This window comes from Rhodococcus ruber, from assembly GCF_016804345.1.
GTDB lineage: Bacteria > Actinomycetota > Actinomycetes > Mycobacteriales > Mycobacteriaceae > Rhodococcus > Rhodococcus ruber.
Genome location: NZ_CP044211.1, coordinates 906,078 through 921,381 on the forward strand (window position 1 = coordinate 906,078; position 15,304 = coordinate 921,381).

Annotated in this window: 14 protein-coding genes; 7 read left to right on the top strand and 7 right to left on the bottom strand. The window is 69.3% G+C overall.

From position 1 onward, the window contains the following. Positions 1-2 precede the first annotated feature (2 nt). The 3 genes from F1734_RS04245 to F1734_RS04255 all read right to left on the bottom strand — a co-directional run bounded on the left by F1734_RS04245 (position 3) and on the right by F1734_RS04255 (position 3,966). On the bottom strand, positions 3-2,435 hold the full coding sequence (locus F1734_RS04245; protein ID WP_017681196.1) for a glycoside hydrolase family 65 protein: 2,433 nt from the start codon (positions 2,433-2,435) through the stop codon (positions 3-5). Between the two features lie 36 nt (positions 2,436-2,471). Next, a complete protein-coding gene (otsB, locus tag F1734_RS04250) occupies positions 2,472-3,284 on the bottom strand; it encodes a trehalose-phosphatase (protein ID WP_010594977.1) in 813 nt (270 codons plus the stop codon). 247 nt (positions 3,285-3,531) lie between these two features. Then, positions 3,532-3,966 carry a hypothetical protein gene (locus tag F1734_RS04255; RefSeq protein WP_017681197.1) on the bottom strand — a complete coding sequence of 145 codons (435 nt, stop codon included), beginning with the start codon at positions 3,964-3,966 and terminating at the stop codon, positions 3,532-3,534. A 129-nt stretch (positions 3,967-4,095) separates the two neighbouring features. Here F1734_RS04255 and F1734_RS04260 point away from each other — a divergent pair, with 129 nt between their 5' ends. The 3 genes from F1734_RS04260 to F1734_RS04270 are packed head-to-tail and all read left to right on the top strand — an operon-like array spanning position 4,096 to position 5,485. Continuing rightward, positions 4,096-4,425 carry an ArsR/SmtB family transcription factor gene (locus tag F1734_RS04260; RefSeq protein ID WP_010594979.1) on the top strand — a complete coding sequence of 110 codons (330 nt, stop codon included), beginning with the start codon at positions 4,096-4,098 and terminating at the stop codon, positions 4,423-4,425. Then, entirely contained in the window at positions 4,425-5,144 is a 720-nt protein-coding gene (locus tag F1734_RS04265) for a cation diffusion facilitator family transporter (protein ID WP_010594980.1), read from the top strand. Before F1734_RS04260 ends, F1734_RS04265 begins: the two co-directional genes overlap by 1 nt. Beyond that, a complete protein-coding gene (locus tag F1734_RS04270; protein ID WP_010594981.1) occupies positions 5,144-5,485 on the top strand; it encodes a DUF3703 domain-containing protein in 342 nt (113 codons plus the stop codon). Before F1734_RS04265 ends, F1734_RS04270 begins: the two co-directional genes overlap by 1 nt. Before the next feature lie 42 nt (positions 5,486-5,527). Here F1734_RS04270 and F1734_RS04275 read toward each other — a convergent pair whose 3' ends face one another. The 4 genes from F1734_RS04275 to F1734_RS04290 form a co-directional block, all read right to left on the bottom strand. Continuing rightward, the gene (locus tag F1734_RS04275) at positions 5,528-6,373 is read right to left on the bottom strand and encodes a PhzF family phenazine biosynthesis protein (RefSeq protein ID WP_203011379.1); all 846 of its coding nucleotides are present in this window, start codon (positions 6,371-6,373) and stop codon (positions 5,528-5,530) included. A 219-nt stretch (positions 6,374-6,592) separates the two neighbouring features. After that, complete coding sequence (locus F1734_RS04280) at positions 6,593-7,933, bottom strand: MFS transporter (RefSeq protein ID WP_003935300.1); 1,341 nt, start codon at positions 7,931-7,933, stop codon at positions 6,593-6,595. Positions 7,934-7,958: 25 nt separating this feature from the next. Further along, a complete protein-coding gene (locus F1734_RS04285) occupies positions 7,959-9,482 on the bottom strand; it encodes an acyl-CoA synthetase (protein ID WP_203011380.1) in 1,524 nt (507 codons plus the stop codon). A 48-nt stretch (positions 9,483-9,530) separates the two neighbouring features. After that, on the bottom strand, positions 9,531-10,697 hold the full coding sequence (locus tag F1734_RS04290) for an acyl-CoA dehydrogenase family protein (RefSeq protein ID WP_203011381.1): 1,167 nt from the start codon (positions 10,695-10,697) through the stop codon (positions 9,531-9,533). A gap of 190 nt (positions 10,698-10,887) precedes the next feature. On the opposite strand from F1734_RS04290, the gene F1734_RS04295 reads away from it, so the two are divergent. The 4 genes from F1734_RS04295 to F1734_RS04310 are packed head-to-tail and all read left to right on the top strand — an operon-like array spanning position 10,888 to position 15,299. After that, positions 10,888-11,466: a TetR/AcrR family transcriptional regulator gene (locus F1734_RS04295; RefSeq protein WP_059175027.1), complete on the top strand. Its 579-nt coding sequence runs from the start codon at positions 10,888-10,890 to the stop codon at positions 11,464-11,466. Continuing rightward, complete coding sequence (locus F1734_RS04300; RefSeq protein WP_203011382.1) at positions 11,463-12,968, top strand: flavin-containing monooxygenase; 1,506 nt, start codon at positions 11,463-11,465, stop codon at positions 12,966-12,968. Before F1734_RS04295 ends, F1734_RS04300 begins: the two co-directional genes overlap by 4 nt. Next, entirely contained in the window at positions 12,965-14,680 is a 1,716-nt protein-coding gene (locus F1734_RS04305) for an FAD-dependent oxidoreductase (protein WP_203011383.1), read from the top strand. Before F1734_RS04300 ends, F1734_RS04305 begins: the two co-directional genes overlap by 4 nt. Then, a complete protein-coding gene (locus tag F1734_RS04310; RefSeq protein WP_010594989.1) occupies positions 14,673-15,299 on the top strand; it encodes an acetoacetate decarboxylase family protein in 627 nt (208 codons plus the stop codon). The genes F1734_RS04305 and F1734_RS04310 overlap by 8 nt, the downstream gene beginning before the upstream one ends. The last annotated feature ends 5 nt before the right edge of the window (positions 15,300-15,304 follow it).

Sequence of the window (15,304 nt, forward strand, 5' to 3'; positions counted from 1 at the left end):
GCTCAGGGCATCGACGGTTCCTGGGTGGGCAGGGTGAACACACAACTCTCCCCGGCGCCGAGTTCGCAGACCTGACCGTCGAGACCCACCCGGACGGGTCCGTGGAACCCCTCGGACTGGGCCAGCACGGTCAGTTCGCCACCCACGATGCGTACCCGTAGCGGGGTGCCCCGGAACCGGATCGAGAAGGACACGCCGTCGAGCCGGTCCACGAGGCGGGGCCGGAACAGCAGCACACCGTCGTAGACCCGGGCGCCGACGAAGCTGCTCTGCAGCAGGTCGAGCGTGCCGGACATGACGCCCATGTGGATGCCCTCCTTGGTGGTTCCACCTTGGATGTCGCTGACGTCGCTCTCGAGTGCCAGCATGAAGCGTTCCCACGAGCTGGGCGGATGGATGTCGGCGAGCACTCCGGCGAAGGTGACGTGGCTGAGCGTCGACCCGTGTGAGGTCCGCTGGTCGTAGTACTCGATGGTGCGCCGGGCCAGCTCCCGGTCGTACGGATAGCCCAGCCGCTCGAACGTCGTGTGCAGTTCGTCGTCGTCGAGCAGGAAGAACAACATCACCGTGTCGGCCTGCTTGGCCATCTTGAACCGGTTCGGATCCTCGCCCTCCGCCCGGAGGATGCGATCGAGCCGCTGGATGTTGGGATATGCGGCGCGGTAGTGCTCCCAGTCGAGTTCCTCGAGTTCGTCGTAACCCTCGAACTGGCTGACGACGCCCTCGTGGAAGGGCACGAACATCCGCCGGCTCATGTCGTCCCATGTGCGCAGCTCCTCGTCGGTGACCGCGAGCTGGGCGAGCAGGGCGCCGCGCCGGCTGGACGAGAGCGAGCCGAGCACCGCCGGAACCGTCGCCATGATCCAGGCCACCATGACATTGGTGTAGGCGTTGTTGCGCAAACCGGCCTCGGCCGCGCCGGGGTGGCGTTCATGGAACTCGTCCGGCCCCATCACACCGTGGATCTCGTAGCGTTCGCGCTCGGAGTTGTAGTGGGCCACCGACGCCCAGAACCGGGCGATCTCGAGCATGAGCTCGGCGCCGTAGTCGGCCAGGAACTCCGTGTCGTCGGTCGCCTGCAGGAAGCGCCACACGTTGTAGAAGATCGCCGCGTTGACGTGCCGCTGATTCCGGCTGAGGTCTGGATCCCACTGCCCGGAAAGGGGATTGAGATGGACTGCCTGGGTCTCCTCGGTGCCGTCGCTGCCGCTCTGCCAGGGGAACATCGCGCCGCGGTACCCGGCCTCCTCGGCCGCGGCCTGGGCTTCGGACAGCCGGCGGTACCGGTAGAGCAGCAGGCTCCGGGTCACCTCCGGCATCCGCAGGTTCAGGAAGGGCTGGATGTACATCTCGTCCCAGAACACGTGCCCCCGGTACGCCTCTCCGTTGAGTCCACGTGCCGGCACGCCGACGTCGTGCCGCGCCGTGTGCCGGGAACAGACCTGCAGCACGTGCGCGACATGGAGCCGCAGCAGGAGGTCGGCACGCGGTTCGCTGGGCAGCCGGACGTCGCAGATGTCCCACAGTTCGTCCCATGCCGCTTCGTGCTCGGCATACGCGGGGGCGAAGTCCGGGTACCGCAGCACGTGCCGGCCGGACGCGGCCAGCGCCTCGGTGATCGCATTGTCCCGGGAGGTGAACAGCGACACCATCTTCTCCACGCGCGTCGGCCGGCCCTGCTCGACGTCGAAGGAGAGCACCTGCTGGATGTAGTCCTCCATCTGGTACAGCGAGCGGTCGACCTCGAGCGGTCCGCCGTCGTAGCCCTCCCCGCGGAAGACCCGGGTACGGGCGGCCTCGGCGATGTAGATGTCGGACTGGCGGGTCTGCACGCGCAGCGCGATGGTCTCGTTGCCGAAGGTACGCGGGGATACCGGATCCAGATGGCGGCCCTCGAGCTGCCGGTAGCGGGCGACGATCTGGTTCGTGACGCGGCCGTCCAGTGCCGAGACCACCTCCACCGTCCCGGACCAGTTCTCCGGGACCAGCGTCCATTCGATCCCGGCCTGATGGCTCTGGGCCATGCTCACGAAGCGACGGCTCCGCAGGGTGGTCTCCCGCCCGAACCGGTCCCGGAATCGCACCTCGCGCTTCACCGTGGCGAGCCGGATGTCGTAGGTGTGCCGGTAGGACAGCACGTCGACGTCGTCGAGCCGTACGGCGTCCCCGCCTTCGATGCGAAGCTTGAGGACCAGCCAGTTCGAGACGTTGACCAGATCCTCGTTCAGCACCGGGCGGCCGCCCATGATGGTGGTCTCGCGGTTGTAGATCCCGTGCACGTACGTGCCGGGGTAGTGGATGGGACTCATGTCCTCCCACTCGGCGGTGCCGCGCGTGCAGAAGTAGCCGTTGCCGGTGGAGGTCAGCGCCTCTCGCAGTCCCTCCGACGCGCTGTCGAACCGGTCGTAGTCGAGTTCGAACTTCGGGTCCTGCACGACGTCCCCCTGGATGTCCCTGGGCGTGGCCCCCGATCACCGCGCCAGTGTGGTCAAGAAGCGCTCCACCTCGTCGACGGAGGCGAGTGCGAATTCGGCGGCCGTGGTCCGGCCCGCCATCTCCGGATCGTCCGGCCGGCCCACGAGGATGCCGATCCCCCGCCCGCGCAACGCCCGGAAGGCGTCCTCGTCGGTGATGTCGTCGCCCAGGTACACCGGTACCGTGTCGGCCGAGTCGAGACCGAGAACGTCCACGAGGTACAGCACGGCCCGGCCCTTGTCCCAGTCGATGGCGGGCGCGAGCTCGTACACCATCTTTCCCGGGGTGACCTTCAGTTCGCCGTGATGCTCGGTGAGCAGGGTCTGCACGACCGCCTCGATCCGATTCCGGTCCGCGGGGTCGACGAGCCGGTAGTGCACTGCGACCGACGCGCGTTTCGGCTCCACCAGCGCACCCGGGATCGTCCCGATCTCGGCGCGGAGCCGCTCGGTCACCGCGGCGACGAGGTCCGCGAACCGGGCCACGCGGTCGTCGGAGACGGAGCCGCGCTGCGGAGTCCAGATGTCGAAGCCGTGGCTGCCGGCCACCACGAGGTCGTCGACGCCCATCAGCTGCTGCACCACCGCCCGGTCCCGGCCAGTCACGACGCAGACCGGGCACCGTGCTGCGAGATCTCGGACGACGGTACGCATACCGTCCGAGATCACAGCGTCCTCGGGTCGCGACACGATCGGGGTGAGTACTCCGTCGTAGTCGAGGAACACCGCCGGCCGGCGTCCGTCCAGCAGCCGCGCCAGGTCCTCGTTCCCGAGCGCGGGGGGCAGGTCGCGAACCGAAGTGTCCGCCATTGTCGGATTACCTCCTGCGCCCTCGCGGCGCCTCGGTGGGACGAGGGCGACGCGACCGCAGACTCGCCGCGCGCACCGGCCGGTGAACAGTGGCTGTCACAGGCATCGGTACGCCCCCTCGTGTTCGGCTCCGTGACGCCGGCAGCGTCGACGGCGATGAGCTCCTCGATTCCTACTGTAGGGCCGTGCCGGAGGCAAGGCGGGCATACGACGTGACGGCCCCGTGGGGCGCGATCGTCCGCCGGGATCAGACGATGGCGCCGGCGAGCACGATCGCGAGCGCGATCAACAAGGCGACCTTGGCGATCTCGAGTGCCACGTACGCGTAGTGCGCGTTCGAGCGGGGCACGTCCTCGCCGGCGAGGACGCGGTTCGACCGGCGTGTCAACGGCGGCCGGACCACCGCCACCTGCACCGCCAGCACGGCCACGGTCACCAGCAGCAGCACCCAGCCCGTCGTGCCCGGCGAGAGGATCAGGCACGCGACGATCAGCGCGACGGCGAGAACGACCTCGACCGTGTTCAGGGCCCGGAACACCAGGCGCCCGATGCCGAGTCCGAGCGGGATGGTGATCCCCGGCGCCCGGAACTTCAAAGGCGCCTCCAGGAAGGAGATCGCGAGCACCATTCCGAGCCAGAGCATCGGCACGAACAGTTCGACGTAACGCGCGAGAGTGTCCATCACCCGTCCTCGGCTGCGGTCGGCATGTGGCCGCCGAGTCTAGCGGCGGCGCGCCGGCCGGTACTGCCTCGCGGACGGCGATTCGATACATCATTTCCTGAATACAGGATTCGATGTACATTCGAGGTCGTGGAGACGGTGGAGCATCACGACGCGCTGTCCCGGTTCGGTCATGCCCTCTCGGATCCGACCCGGACACGGATTCTGCTGACCCTGCGGCGTGGCCCGGGTTATCCCTCGGAACTGGCCGAGGCGATCGGCGTCAGCCGGCAGATCCTCTCGAACCACCTGGCGTGCCTGCGTGGGTGCGGTCTCGTCGTCGCGGTGCCCGAAGGCCGGCGCAATCGTTACGAACTCGCCGATCGCCGGATCGGGCACGCACTCGACGACCTGCTCGACCTGGTCCTGACGGTGGACCCCTCGTGTTGTCCCGCCGCCGCGGCCGAGGACTGCTGCTGATGTCCGCGCGGCCACACGCCCCCGCGCCGTCGGCGCCGCGCAGGGCCGTGCTCACGAAACGGATCCGGCTGCTGGTGACCGCGACGATCGCGTACAACATCGTCGAAGCGAGCGTCGCATTGACCGAGGGCGCGCGGGCGTCGTCGACGGCGCTGATCGGGTTCGGGCTCGATTCGCTGATCGAGGTGTCCTCCGCCGCCGCGGTGGCCTGGCAGTTCGCCGGCCGAGATCCGGAAGCCCGCGAGAAGGCCACGCTGCGGATCATCGCGTTCTCGTTCTTCGGGCTCGCCCTGTATGTCGGCGTCGACTCGATCCGATCGCTGCTCGGGATCGGCGAAGCCCGGCACTCGCCGGTCGGGATCGCGCTGGCCGCGGCGAGCCTGGTGATCATGCCCGTGTTGTCCTGGGCTCAGCGGCGTACCGGGCGCGAACTCGGATCCGCCTCCGCCGTGGCCGATTCGAAGCAGACGCTGCTGTGCACGTACCTCTCGGCCGTGCTGCTGATCGGGCTGGTACTCAACAGCGCATTCGGTCTGTCGTGGGCCGATCCGGTCGCGGCACTCGTCATTGCGGTCTTCGCGGTGCGGGAAGGACTCGAAGCCTGGAGGGGCCGAACCTGCTGTCCAGTACCCGCAGTGGTGACCGATGACGCGCCGGAATGCTGCTGCGGATCCGAATGCGATTGTTGCCGAACCCCTCCTGAACCGAAGGATCGATGATGCCTCGTATCGGTGCCACTGCCCGAGCCCTCTACCGACAGGAGATGACGGCGTCGAGAACCGCCGTCGACCCGCAACAGCGGTGGCGCCATCTCGAACGCGCACACATCCTCTCGCAGCCGGACCCGTGGCTGCACACCTGCAACCACGCCGCGATGCTCGCCCTGGCCCTGCGCTGCCGTGACCGCCGCGAGGCTTTCGGGCAGGTCGTGCGGATCCTCGTGGCTGCCCCCGGTTCGATGACCGGCCGGTATCCCGAAGGCAACATCGGACGGGTCGCCGCCGGACTGACCACGCCGATGCCGGTCCCCGACGATCTGGCCCGAGCGCTGTCGGCGTAGTCGCACGGAGACGACGGGAGACCCCGTCCCGAGACCGGTGCCCTACAGGTGCACGGCGCCCCGGATGCACGTCGTGCTGCGTCCTCCGATCCACACCTCGTCGCCGGACGAATGCACGGTCACGATGCCGCGGCGGCCGACGCGAGTGCCCTGACTCGCCCGGTAGTCGGCCGGCGCGAGGCCGGCACCGATCAGCCACTGGGCCAGGCCGGCGTTGAGGCTGCCCGTCACCGGGTCTTCCCTGACGCCCACGGGCGCCGCGAAGGCGCGCACCTCGAACTGCAGCGGCGATCCCGGCGGGTAGGGACCGACGACGCCGAGGACGAGATCGCGCATGTGCTGGTCGTCGGGTTCGAGGTCGAGCACCTCCTGCGCGGACCCGAGCAGGACCGCGGCCCAGCCGGGTCCGTTGTCGACCCAGTTGTGCGCCACGATTCGCGCACGGTCGATCCCGAGCCCCCGCGCGATCCGGGCCAGGTGCTCGTCGTCGAGGTCGCCGCGACGGACCGGTTCGGGAGCCCGGAACGCCAGGGACTCGTCGCCGCGGCGCAGCGCGACGAGTCCGGCTCCGCACTCCTGAACGAGCAGACCCGGGCTGTTCGGCACCCCGCCGGCCTCGAGCCACGCGTGCGCCGAGCCGAGGGTGGGGTGACCGGCGAACGGGATCTCCGCGGCCGGGGTGAAGATGCGTAGCCGGTAGTCGGCCCCGGCGGTCGTCGGGGGAAGGACGAACGTGGTCTCGGACAGGTTCGTCCACGCCGCGAACTGCGCCATCGCCTCGTCCGGGATGCCGGCGCCGTCGAGAACCACCGCGACCGGGTTCCCCCGGTACGGTTCGGCGGCGAACACGTCGACCTGCGCGAACTCCCGGGACCGTGGCTGCACCATTGCGTCTCCTTCGTCCGTCGATGCCGTCCCATTGTGGTCACCGAATCGGCGGTACGCACCCGAATATCCGGCCACTCGAGGCGGCGTTCGAGCGGTTCTCCGAGGCGGTGGAGACTTCGGCGCGGGCGTATCCGGAGCACCGGCCGACGCGACGCCGACCGGGGGCGGAAACTCCGAGGGCACGCAGGGATGCCCTGCGCGCCCTCGGAGTTTCGTGGATCAGTGCTCGTAGGTGCTCAGATCACGGTCCTTGCTCTCCTTCGCCAGGAGGATGAACACCGCGCTCAGCACTGCCAGGCCGATCATGAACGCCGCGACGAGTCCGGTGCCGCCGCCGGCGGCCGCCTGCAGCGACGCGAGGATCACCGGGGTGAAGCCCGCGCCGAGCAACGTCGCGCCCTGGTAGCCGAGCGAGGCGCCGGTGTACCGGGCTGCGGTGCCGAACTGCTCGGCGATGTACGCCGCCATCGGACCGTAGGTCGCGGACTGGCAGACGCCGAAACCGAGCACGAACCCGAGCGTCACCAGCGCGACGTTGCCGGACGACAGCAGCACCAGGATCGGCACGATCAGCACGACGAACGCGCCGAGGCCGAAGAGCATCACCGGGCGCCGGCCGACGCGGTCGGAGAGGCGGGCGAACCCGAGCAGGGTGAAGATCGCGACGAACTGGCAGACGGCGAACGCCATCAGCGCCTGCGATCGGGTCACCCCGGAGTGGGAGGCGTAACCGATGGCGAACGTGGTGAACATGGTCTGGATCCCGAAGCTGGCCATGCAGCCCAGGGCGACGAGCAGCAGATTCCGCGGTCGGCGCAGGATGCTCAGGATCGGCGGGGTGGGCCGGTCCGCGGCGGCGGCATCGACCTCGGCCTGCCGCGCCATCGCCTCCCGGAACAGCGGGCTCTCGGACACCCGGGCCCGGACGAACAGGCCGACGGCCAGCATCACCGCGGACAGCAGGAACGGGATGCGCCAGCCCCACGACAGGAAGTCGTCCTCGGGCAGCAGCGCCACCAGCGCCAGGGCGAGGGTGCCGAGCAGCGAACCGGTGGGAGCCCCGGCATTGGTGAACGCCGCGGCGAAGCCGCGTCCCCGTCCCCCGACGTGCTCGAGGGACATGAGCGCGGCCCCACCCCACTCGCCGCCGACGGCGATGCCCTGACACACGCGCAGCAGCACGAGAATGATCGCGGCCCACGATCCGATCGCCGACGCGGGCGGGACGAGGCCGATGAGGAACGATGCCACGCCCATGACCGTCATCGAGATCAGCAGCATCGACTTGCGGCCGTACCGGTCGCCGAAGTGCCCGAAGACGATGCCACCGAAGGGGCGGGCCAGATAACCCGCAGCGAACGTCCCCATCGACGCGATGGTTCCGGCGAGCGGGGACAGATCCGAGAAGAACACGGGGGCGAAGACGATCGCCGCCGCGGTCGCGTAGAGCAGAAAATCGTAGAACTCGATCGTGCTGCCCAGGTAGCTCGACAGCACGACGCGTCGAACTTCCTTCTTCCTCTGGGCCGCAGTGATGTCCGCGGATGCGGTGACGGTCATGTGAGCTCCTGCAGTGACAGTCGGGTCAGTGGGCGTACTGCTCGCGCAACGTGTCCTTGCGGACCTTTCCGGTGGCGTTGCGGGGGATCTCGTCGAGAACGAGGAGGGACTTGGGGATCTTGTACTTGGCGAGACGCTCGCCGAGGAAGGCGAACAGCTCGTCCTCGGTGAGGGTGACGCCGTCGGCGAGGGTGACCGCCGCCCGGCCGACCTCACCCCATTTCTCGTCGGGCACACCGAAGACGGCGCAGCCGAGCACGCCGGGCAGGTCGAGGATGGCGGCCTCCACCTCTGCGGGGTAGATGTTCTCCCCACCCGAGATGATCATGTCCTTGAGCCGGTCGACGATCGTGACGAAGCCGTCCTCGTCGGGAACGCCCACGTCGCCGGAGCGGAACCAGCCGTCGCCGGTGAAGGCGTCCGCGGTGGCGTCGGGCCGATTCCAGTAGCGCTGCATCACATTCGGCCCGGAGATCTGGATCTCGCCGCGGTCGCCGGCGGTGACCGCGGAGCCGTCGGGATCGACGACGCGCACGTCGGTGAAGAAGTGCGGGGCGCCCGCGGTGCCGATCTTGCGTTCGGCGTCCTTGGGGGTGAGTATCAGTGCGCCCGGTCCGGTCTCGGTCAGCCCGTACCCCTGGCAGAGGCGGACGCCCCGGGCGGTGTAGGTCTGGAGGGTCCGCGGGGGAACCGGTGCGGCCGCGACGATCCAGCGACGAATCGAACTCAGGTCGGTGCGGTCCCAGTTCGGGTGGGCGCTCATCGCGTCGAGCATCGTGGGCACCCCGAACGAGTAGGTGACCCTTTCGGTTTCGATCAGGTGCAGGATTCGGCCCGGCTCGAAACCTTCTTCGACGAGCACGGTGCCACCCTTGAGCAGGGTGGGCAGGGCGACGAAGTTCAATGCGGCGGTGTGGAACAGGGGTGCGGCGACGAGAGCCACCTCGTCCGAGAGGAAGTCGAGGTCGACGATCGGGTTCATCACCGCGAACACCACGTTCCCGTGACTGAGGACGACACCCTTGGGCCGGCCCGTCGTGCCGGAGGTGTACATGATGAAGCACGGGTCGTCGTGTGTGACCGGGACGTCGAGGCGGTCGGTGGGGGCGGCCGCGACGATCGTCTCGTAGCCGACAGCCCGGTCGTCGGGCTTGCCGTCGAGGACCACGCGCCGGGTGGTTCCGGCCGCGGTCGCGGCGGCCTCGGCGACGTCCGTGAGGGCAGCGGAATGGACCAGGACGGTGCTACCGGAGTCGGCCAGGCAGTACTCCACCTCGGGGGTGGTCAGCCGGGCGTTGAGTGGCACGAACACCGCCCCTAGCAGACCGGCGGCGAACAGCACCTCGAGATAGGCGGGGTGGTTCGCCGACAGCAGCGCGACGCGGTCCCCGGGGCCGACGCCCAGGGCACGCAGGGCGTGGGCGAGCCGGGTGACCCGCTCGTCGAGTTCGCGGTAGGTGATGCCGGTGCCGCGGAAGGCGAGCGCGACCGCGTCGGGGGCCTGCCGGGCGCGTCGGTGCGGCCACGTACCGGTGCCTTGGTTGAGCACGGGATCTCCTCGATGCCTAGGGGTTCGGGATTTTCTGGACCGGAGCGGCTACGGCCGGGTGAGCCTGCGACCGACGATCTCCTTCATGATTTCCGTGGTGCCGCCGTAGAGCGTCCCGGCCCGGGAGTCCAGATAGTCGCGGGCGACGGCGTACTCCTTCATGAAGCCGTAGCCGCCGTGCAGTTGCACGGCCCGGTGCACGACCTTCAGATGCAGCTCGGTGACCCACCACTTGGCCATCGCCGCGGTCACCTCGTCGAGGCGGCCGTGTGCGGCGTCGAGGATGCAGCGGTCCACGAACACCTGCGCGATCTCGATCTCGGTGGCCAGCTCGGCGAGGTAGAAGCGGTTGGCCTGGAAGTCGGCGATGCGCTGCCCGAACGCCCTGCGGTCGGTGGCGTGGCGCAACGCCGTCTCGAACGTGCGGGTCATCAGGGCCATGGAAGTCACCGCGATGCTCAGCCGTTCCTGCGGCAGGTTGTGGCGTAGGTATCCGAAGCCCTTGTTCTCCTCACCGAGCAGGTTGGCGCGGGGTACCCGGACGTTGTCGAACACCAGCTCGGCGGTGTCCTGGGCGGACAGGCCCACCTTGTCGAGCGGGCCGTTCTTCGTGAAGCCGGGCATGCCGTCCTCGACGACGAGCAGGCTCACCCCGTTCTTCCCGGCGGCGGGATCGGTCTTCGCGACGACGATGATCGTGTCGGCGAGGATGCCGTTGGAAATGAAGATCTTGCTGCCGTCGAGGACGAAGTGGTCGCCGTCGGGGATCGCGGTGGTGGTGACGGCGGCGAGGTCGCTGCCGGCGCCGGGCTCGGTCATCGCGATCGCGCCGACCGCCTCGCCGGCGACCATGGGGGCGAGCCAGCGGTGGTTCTGTTCGTCGGTACCGAGGGCCGTGAAGTACGGCGCGACCAGGTCGTTGAATCCCGACAGCCCCATGGTGACGGCCTGGGCGCCGACGCGGGCGAGTTCCTCGATGAGCACGGCCCCGAACCGGAAGTCGTCGATGCCTCCGCCGCCGAACCGTTCCGGCACGGCGACACCGAGCAGGCCGAGCTTGCCGGCCTGCCGGTAGAGCTCGCGATCGACGCGGCCCGCTCCGACCCACTGCTCGAGGTGGGGTGCGACCTCGCGCTCGGCGAAGCGTCGCGCGGTTTCGCGGAACGCATCGTGGTCGGATTCGTAGATGGTGCGTTCGAGCGACACGGCACTCATGGAGACGGCGGCCCTCCTTCTGCGACGTTTGTCGCGCAGATCACAGTAGACCAATAATGATTGAAATAGTCAACGGTTGAGTTTCGATTGCTTTTCGGGGGTCATGCCTCCCATCTGGCACGACGTCGGCCTGTCGCATATTTGCAAGCAGTCTGGACTGTTTGTTGATTGCCTGTTACCGTCCGTTCTTGTGACTCGAACCACATCCACGGGCACCGGGCGCACACAGGCCGAGCGCACCGCCGTGACCCGGGCGAAACTCCTCGACGCGGCCGTCGACTCGCTCGTCGAACTCGGCTACGCGCGCACCACCACCCAGGTGATCGCCAAGCGGGCCGGGGTGTCCCGGGGTGCGCAACTGCATCACTTCCCGACCAAGGAATCACTCGTCGTCGCCGCGGTCGAACATCTCGTCGACAAGCGCCTGACGGAGATTCTCGAGGCCAGTCCGGACCCCGAGCGCGGCCTCGACGTCCTCACCGACGCGTTCTGTGGGCCGCTGTTCCACGCCGCGCTCGAGTTGTGGGTGGCCGCACGGACCGATCCCGCCCTGCACGAGGCGGTGATCCCCCTCGAGCGCAAGGTCTCCGATGCGCTCCGGGTCGGCTGCCTGGAGATCATGGGCGACCGGATGGGACCCGACGAGATCGACCTGAGCATCGAACTCGCTCGCGGACTTGCCGTCGCCGCCCTGATGCGCACCCCCGAATCCGATCGTGAGATCCGGGAGCGGCTGCTCCCGGTCTGGAAGGAACTGGTGATGAAGTGAGCATCGAGACCCTCCCGCCGCACGTACACACGCTCGTCGTCGGGGCCGGCTTCGGGGGCATCGGCATGGCCGCCACCCTCCTGCGCGAGAATCCACGCGCCGACGTCCTCGTGATCGAGCGAGGCGACGACGTCGGCGGCACCTGGCGGGTGAACACCTACCCGGGTGCGGCCTGCGACGTGCCGAGCGCGCTGTACTCGTTCTCCTTCGCGCCCGAACCGGACTGGTCGAAGGTCCACGGCACCCAGGACGAGATCTACGCCTACCTGCGCCGGGTCGCGAAGGAGCAGGGCGTCACCGACCGGACGATGTTCGGGTGCGCACTGCGCGACGCGCAGTGGGACGACGAAAGCGCCCGCTGGATGGTGGCGACGTCGCGTGGTGACCTCACCGCCGACGTGCTCGTCTCGGCCACCGGGGCGCTGTCCACCCCCACCCTGCCGAAGGTGCCGGGGCTGGAATCGTTCCGCGGCAAGATGTTCCACTCGGCGCAGTGGGACCACGACTATGACCTGACCGGCAAGCGCGTCGCCGTGATCGGCACCGGTGCCTCCGCGATCCAGTTCGTCCCCGCCATCGTCGGCACCGTCGGGCACCTGACGCTGTTCCAGCGCACCGCCTCGTGGGTCATGCCCAAGCACGACCACACCATCACCCGTCCGGTGCGGGCTCTCTACCGGCGTTTCCCGCTCGCCCAGAAGGTCGTTCGCGGGGCTGTCTACGGGCAGAAGGAGACGTACGTCGTCGGGATGACACGTCCGTTCGCGCGCCGGTGGCTCGTGCCGCTGTTCGAACGCCGGGCGCTGTCGGTGCTCGACAAGCAGGTCTCCGATCCGGAGCTGCGGACGAAGCTCACCCCGAAGTTCCGGATCATGTGCAAGCGGATCCTGCTGTCCAACGACTGGTTCCCGGCGATCACCCGGCCCGACGTCACCGTCGTGGCCTCCGGGCTGACGGCACTCACCGAGAACGGTGTCGTCGACGAGGCCGGCAACGAGTACGAGGTCGACGCCGTCATCTTCGGGACCGGCTTCACCGTCACCGAACCGCCGGTGGCCCAGCACATCCGGGGGAGCGACGGCCGTACCCTCGCCGAGACCTGGAACGGCAGCCCCAGTGCCTACCTGGGCATCGCCGTCCACGGCTTCCCCAACCTCTTCCTGATGTACGGGCCGAACACCAACCTCGGGCACAGCTCGATCGTGTACATGCTCGAGTCGCAAGCCACTTACATCGCGGATGCCCTGCGCACCATGCGGTCCCGGGAACTGGGCACCGTCGAGGTGACTGCGGGTGCGCAGCGCACCTACAACGCCGAACTCGACCCCGCCCTCGCGGGCACGGTGTGGAATGCGGGCGGCTGCGACAGCTGGTACCTCGACCGCAAGGGCCGGAACTCGGTGATGTGGCCTACGTTCACCTGGCGGTACCGCGCCCGGACCCGGCAATTCGATCCCGAGAACTACCTGGCCCGCCCCGTGGCCGAAAGGATTGCGGCATGACCCATTACGACGTGCTGGTCGTCGGATCCGGCTTCGGCGGCAGTGTCGCCGCACTGCGCGCAACCGAGAAGGGTTACCGCGTCGGCATCCTCGAGGCGGGCCGGCGCTTCGCCGACGACGAACTGCCGAAGACCAGCTGGCGGCTGCGCAAGTACCTGTGGGCGCCGGCGCTGGGCTGCTACGGCGTGCAGCGCATCCATCTGCTGCCCGACGTCCTGGTCATGGCGGGCGCAGGCGTCGGCGGCGGGTCGCTCAACTACGCCAACACCCTCTACCGCCCGCCCGCCCGTTTCTTCCAGGACCCGCAGTGGGGGCACATCACCGACTGGCAGGCCGAGCTCGGGCCGTACTACGAGCAGGCCGCGCGGATGCTCGGCGTGCGCCCGAATCCGCTGACGACCCCCGCGGACGAAGTGATGCGCTCGGTGGCCGAGGAGATGGGGGTGGGGGAGACGTTCACCACCACGCCGGTCGGGGTGTTCTTCGGTGAACCGGGGCAGACGGTCCCGGACCCGTTCTTCGGTGGCGCCGGGCCGGCCCGGACCGGCTGCACCGAGTGCGGCGGCTGCATGACCGGTTGCCGGGTGGGCGCGAAGAACACCCTGGTGAAGAACTACCTGTACCTCGCGGAGCAGGCCGGAGCGACGATCCATCCGCTCACCACCGTCACTGCTGTCCGTCCGCGCGCCGAGGGCGGATACGAGGTCCGCACCCGCAGCACGAACCGGATCCGCAAGCGCCACGACGTATACACCGCCGACCAGGTGGTGCTCGCCGCGGGCACTTACGGCACGTCGCGGCTGCTGCTCGCGATGCGGGAGACCGGTGCCCTGCCGCGGTTGTCGCCGCGGCTGGGCACAGTGGTGCGCACCAATTCCGAAGCGGTGCTCGCCGCGACGGCACAGGACCGCACCGTGGACTACTCCCGCGGTATCGCGATCACCGCCTCCTTCCACCCGGACGACCACACCCACATCGAACCGGTGCGGTACGGCAAGGGCAGCAACGCTATCGGCCTCCTGCAGGCCCTGCTGGTCGACGGCGGCGGCCGGACACCGCGGTTGGCGAAGTTCTTCGCCGTGGCGGCCCGCAATCCCGCGGCGTTCCTGCGCACCCTGTCGGTGCGGCGCTGGTCCGAGCGGACCGTGATCGCACTGGTCATGCAGACCGACGACAACTCCCTCGAACTGGCGAGCAAGCGCGGTATCCTCGGGCGCCGGCTCACGAGCCGCCGCGGACCCGGCGCGCCACCGCCGGAATGGATCCCGGTGGGGCACGAGGCCATCCGGCGGGTCGCCGACAAGATCGGCGGCGACGCGGGCGGATCGATCGCGGACCTGGTCGACATCCCCATGACCGCGCACTTCCTCGGCGGATGCGTGATCGGGGATTCGCCCGAGTCCGGTGTCGTCGACCCCTACCTGCGCGTCTACGGTCACGACGGTCTGCACGTCGTGGACGGATCGGTCGTCAGTGCCAATCTGGGTGTGAACCCGTCGCTCACCATCACGGCGCAGGCCGAGCGGGCGATGGCGTTGTGGCCCAACAAGGGCGAGGCCGATCCCCGTCCGGCGCCCGGCTCCGGTTACGTGCCGGTCACCGCCGTGCGACCGGTGCGACCCAGCGTTCCGGACTCCGCGCCCGGGGCGCTGCGCCTGCCGATTCATCCCGTCCGACGAGAGGAGGCCGCCCGTGTTGTGGAGCGTGCCTGAGAGCACCGACGAACGCACCGACTGGCCGACGTCCGCCCCGCCACCCTGGTCGGCGCAGGCGCGCGCGGCCCTGTGGTGGCATCGCAGCGCGCCCGGGGCGGCGCAGTTCGGCCCCGGTGGCCGGACCCTGCCGTTCACCCTCGCGATGGTGGTGGACTATCTCGACTCGCCCGTCGGTCCCTACCGTGAGGTGCTCGCCAGTCCCGTCCTGCGCCCGGTCCTGATCCCGGCGATGGCGGTGCCGTTCATCGCCGTGGACTCCGAGGCGTCCGTGCACGGCGGCCGCGAGCACTGGCACCTGCCGAAGGTGCTCGCCTCGTTCGACGGCGACGTCACCGGCCGGTTCTCGGCCACGGGCCACACGTGGAAGGTGGACACCGACGCGTCCCCGCGTGGTCCCGAACTGCCGATCGTCGGCGGACTGGCATTCGCCCAGCCCGAACCGGACGGCAGTCAGGCCCGGGCCACGGCGCGGCTGCGGGGGCGGTTCCGCTACGCGCGGGTCCGCGTCGAGGCGCAGGGCCCGACGCTCGGGCAGTGGTTGCTGCCGGGGGCACACCACGGCATCGTGATCACCTCGGGCCGGATGAGCATCGGGCCGGCCCGGACGGTGCGCTGACGGGC

Excerpts from the sequence above, each read along its gene's own strand:
- otsB (WP_010594977.1), bottom strand. The coding sequence starts at position 3,284 with ATGGCGGACACTTCGGTTCGCGACCTGCCCCCCGCGCTCGGGAACGAG.
- F1734_RS04255 (WP_017681197.1), bottom strand. The coding sequence starts at position 3,966 with ATGGACACTCTCGCGCGTTACGTCGAACTGTTCGTGCCGATGCTCTGG.
- F1734_RS04265 (WP_010594980.1), top strand. The coding sequence starts at position 4,425 with ATGTCCGCGCGGCCACACGCCCCCGCGCCGTCGGCGCCGCGCAGGGCC.
- F1734_RS04270 (WP_010594981.1), top strand. The coding sequence starts at position 5,144 with ATGCCTCGTATCGGTGCCACTGCCCGAGCCCTCTACCGACAGGAGATG.
- F1734_RS04275 (WP_203011379.1), bottom strand. The coding sequence starts at position 6,373 with ATGGTGCAGCCACGGTCCCGGGAGTTCGCGCAGGTCGACGTGTTCGCC.
- F1734_RS04280 (WP_003935300.1), bottom strand. The coding sequence starts at position 7,933 with ATGACCGTCACCGCATCCGCGGACATCACTGCGGCCCAGAGGAAGAAG.
- F1734_RS04290 (WP_203011381.1), bottom strand. The coding sequence starts at position 10,697 with ATGAGTGCCGTGTCGCTCGAACGCACCATCTACGAATCCGACCACGAT.
- F1734_RS04305 (WP_203011383.1), top strand. The coding sequence starts at position 12,965 with ATGACCCATTACGACGTGCTGGTCGTCGGATCCGGCTTCGGCGGCAGT.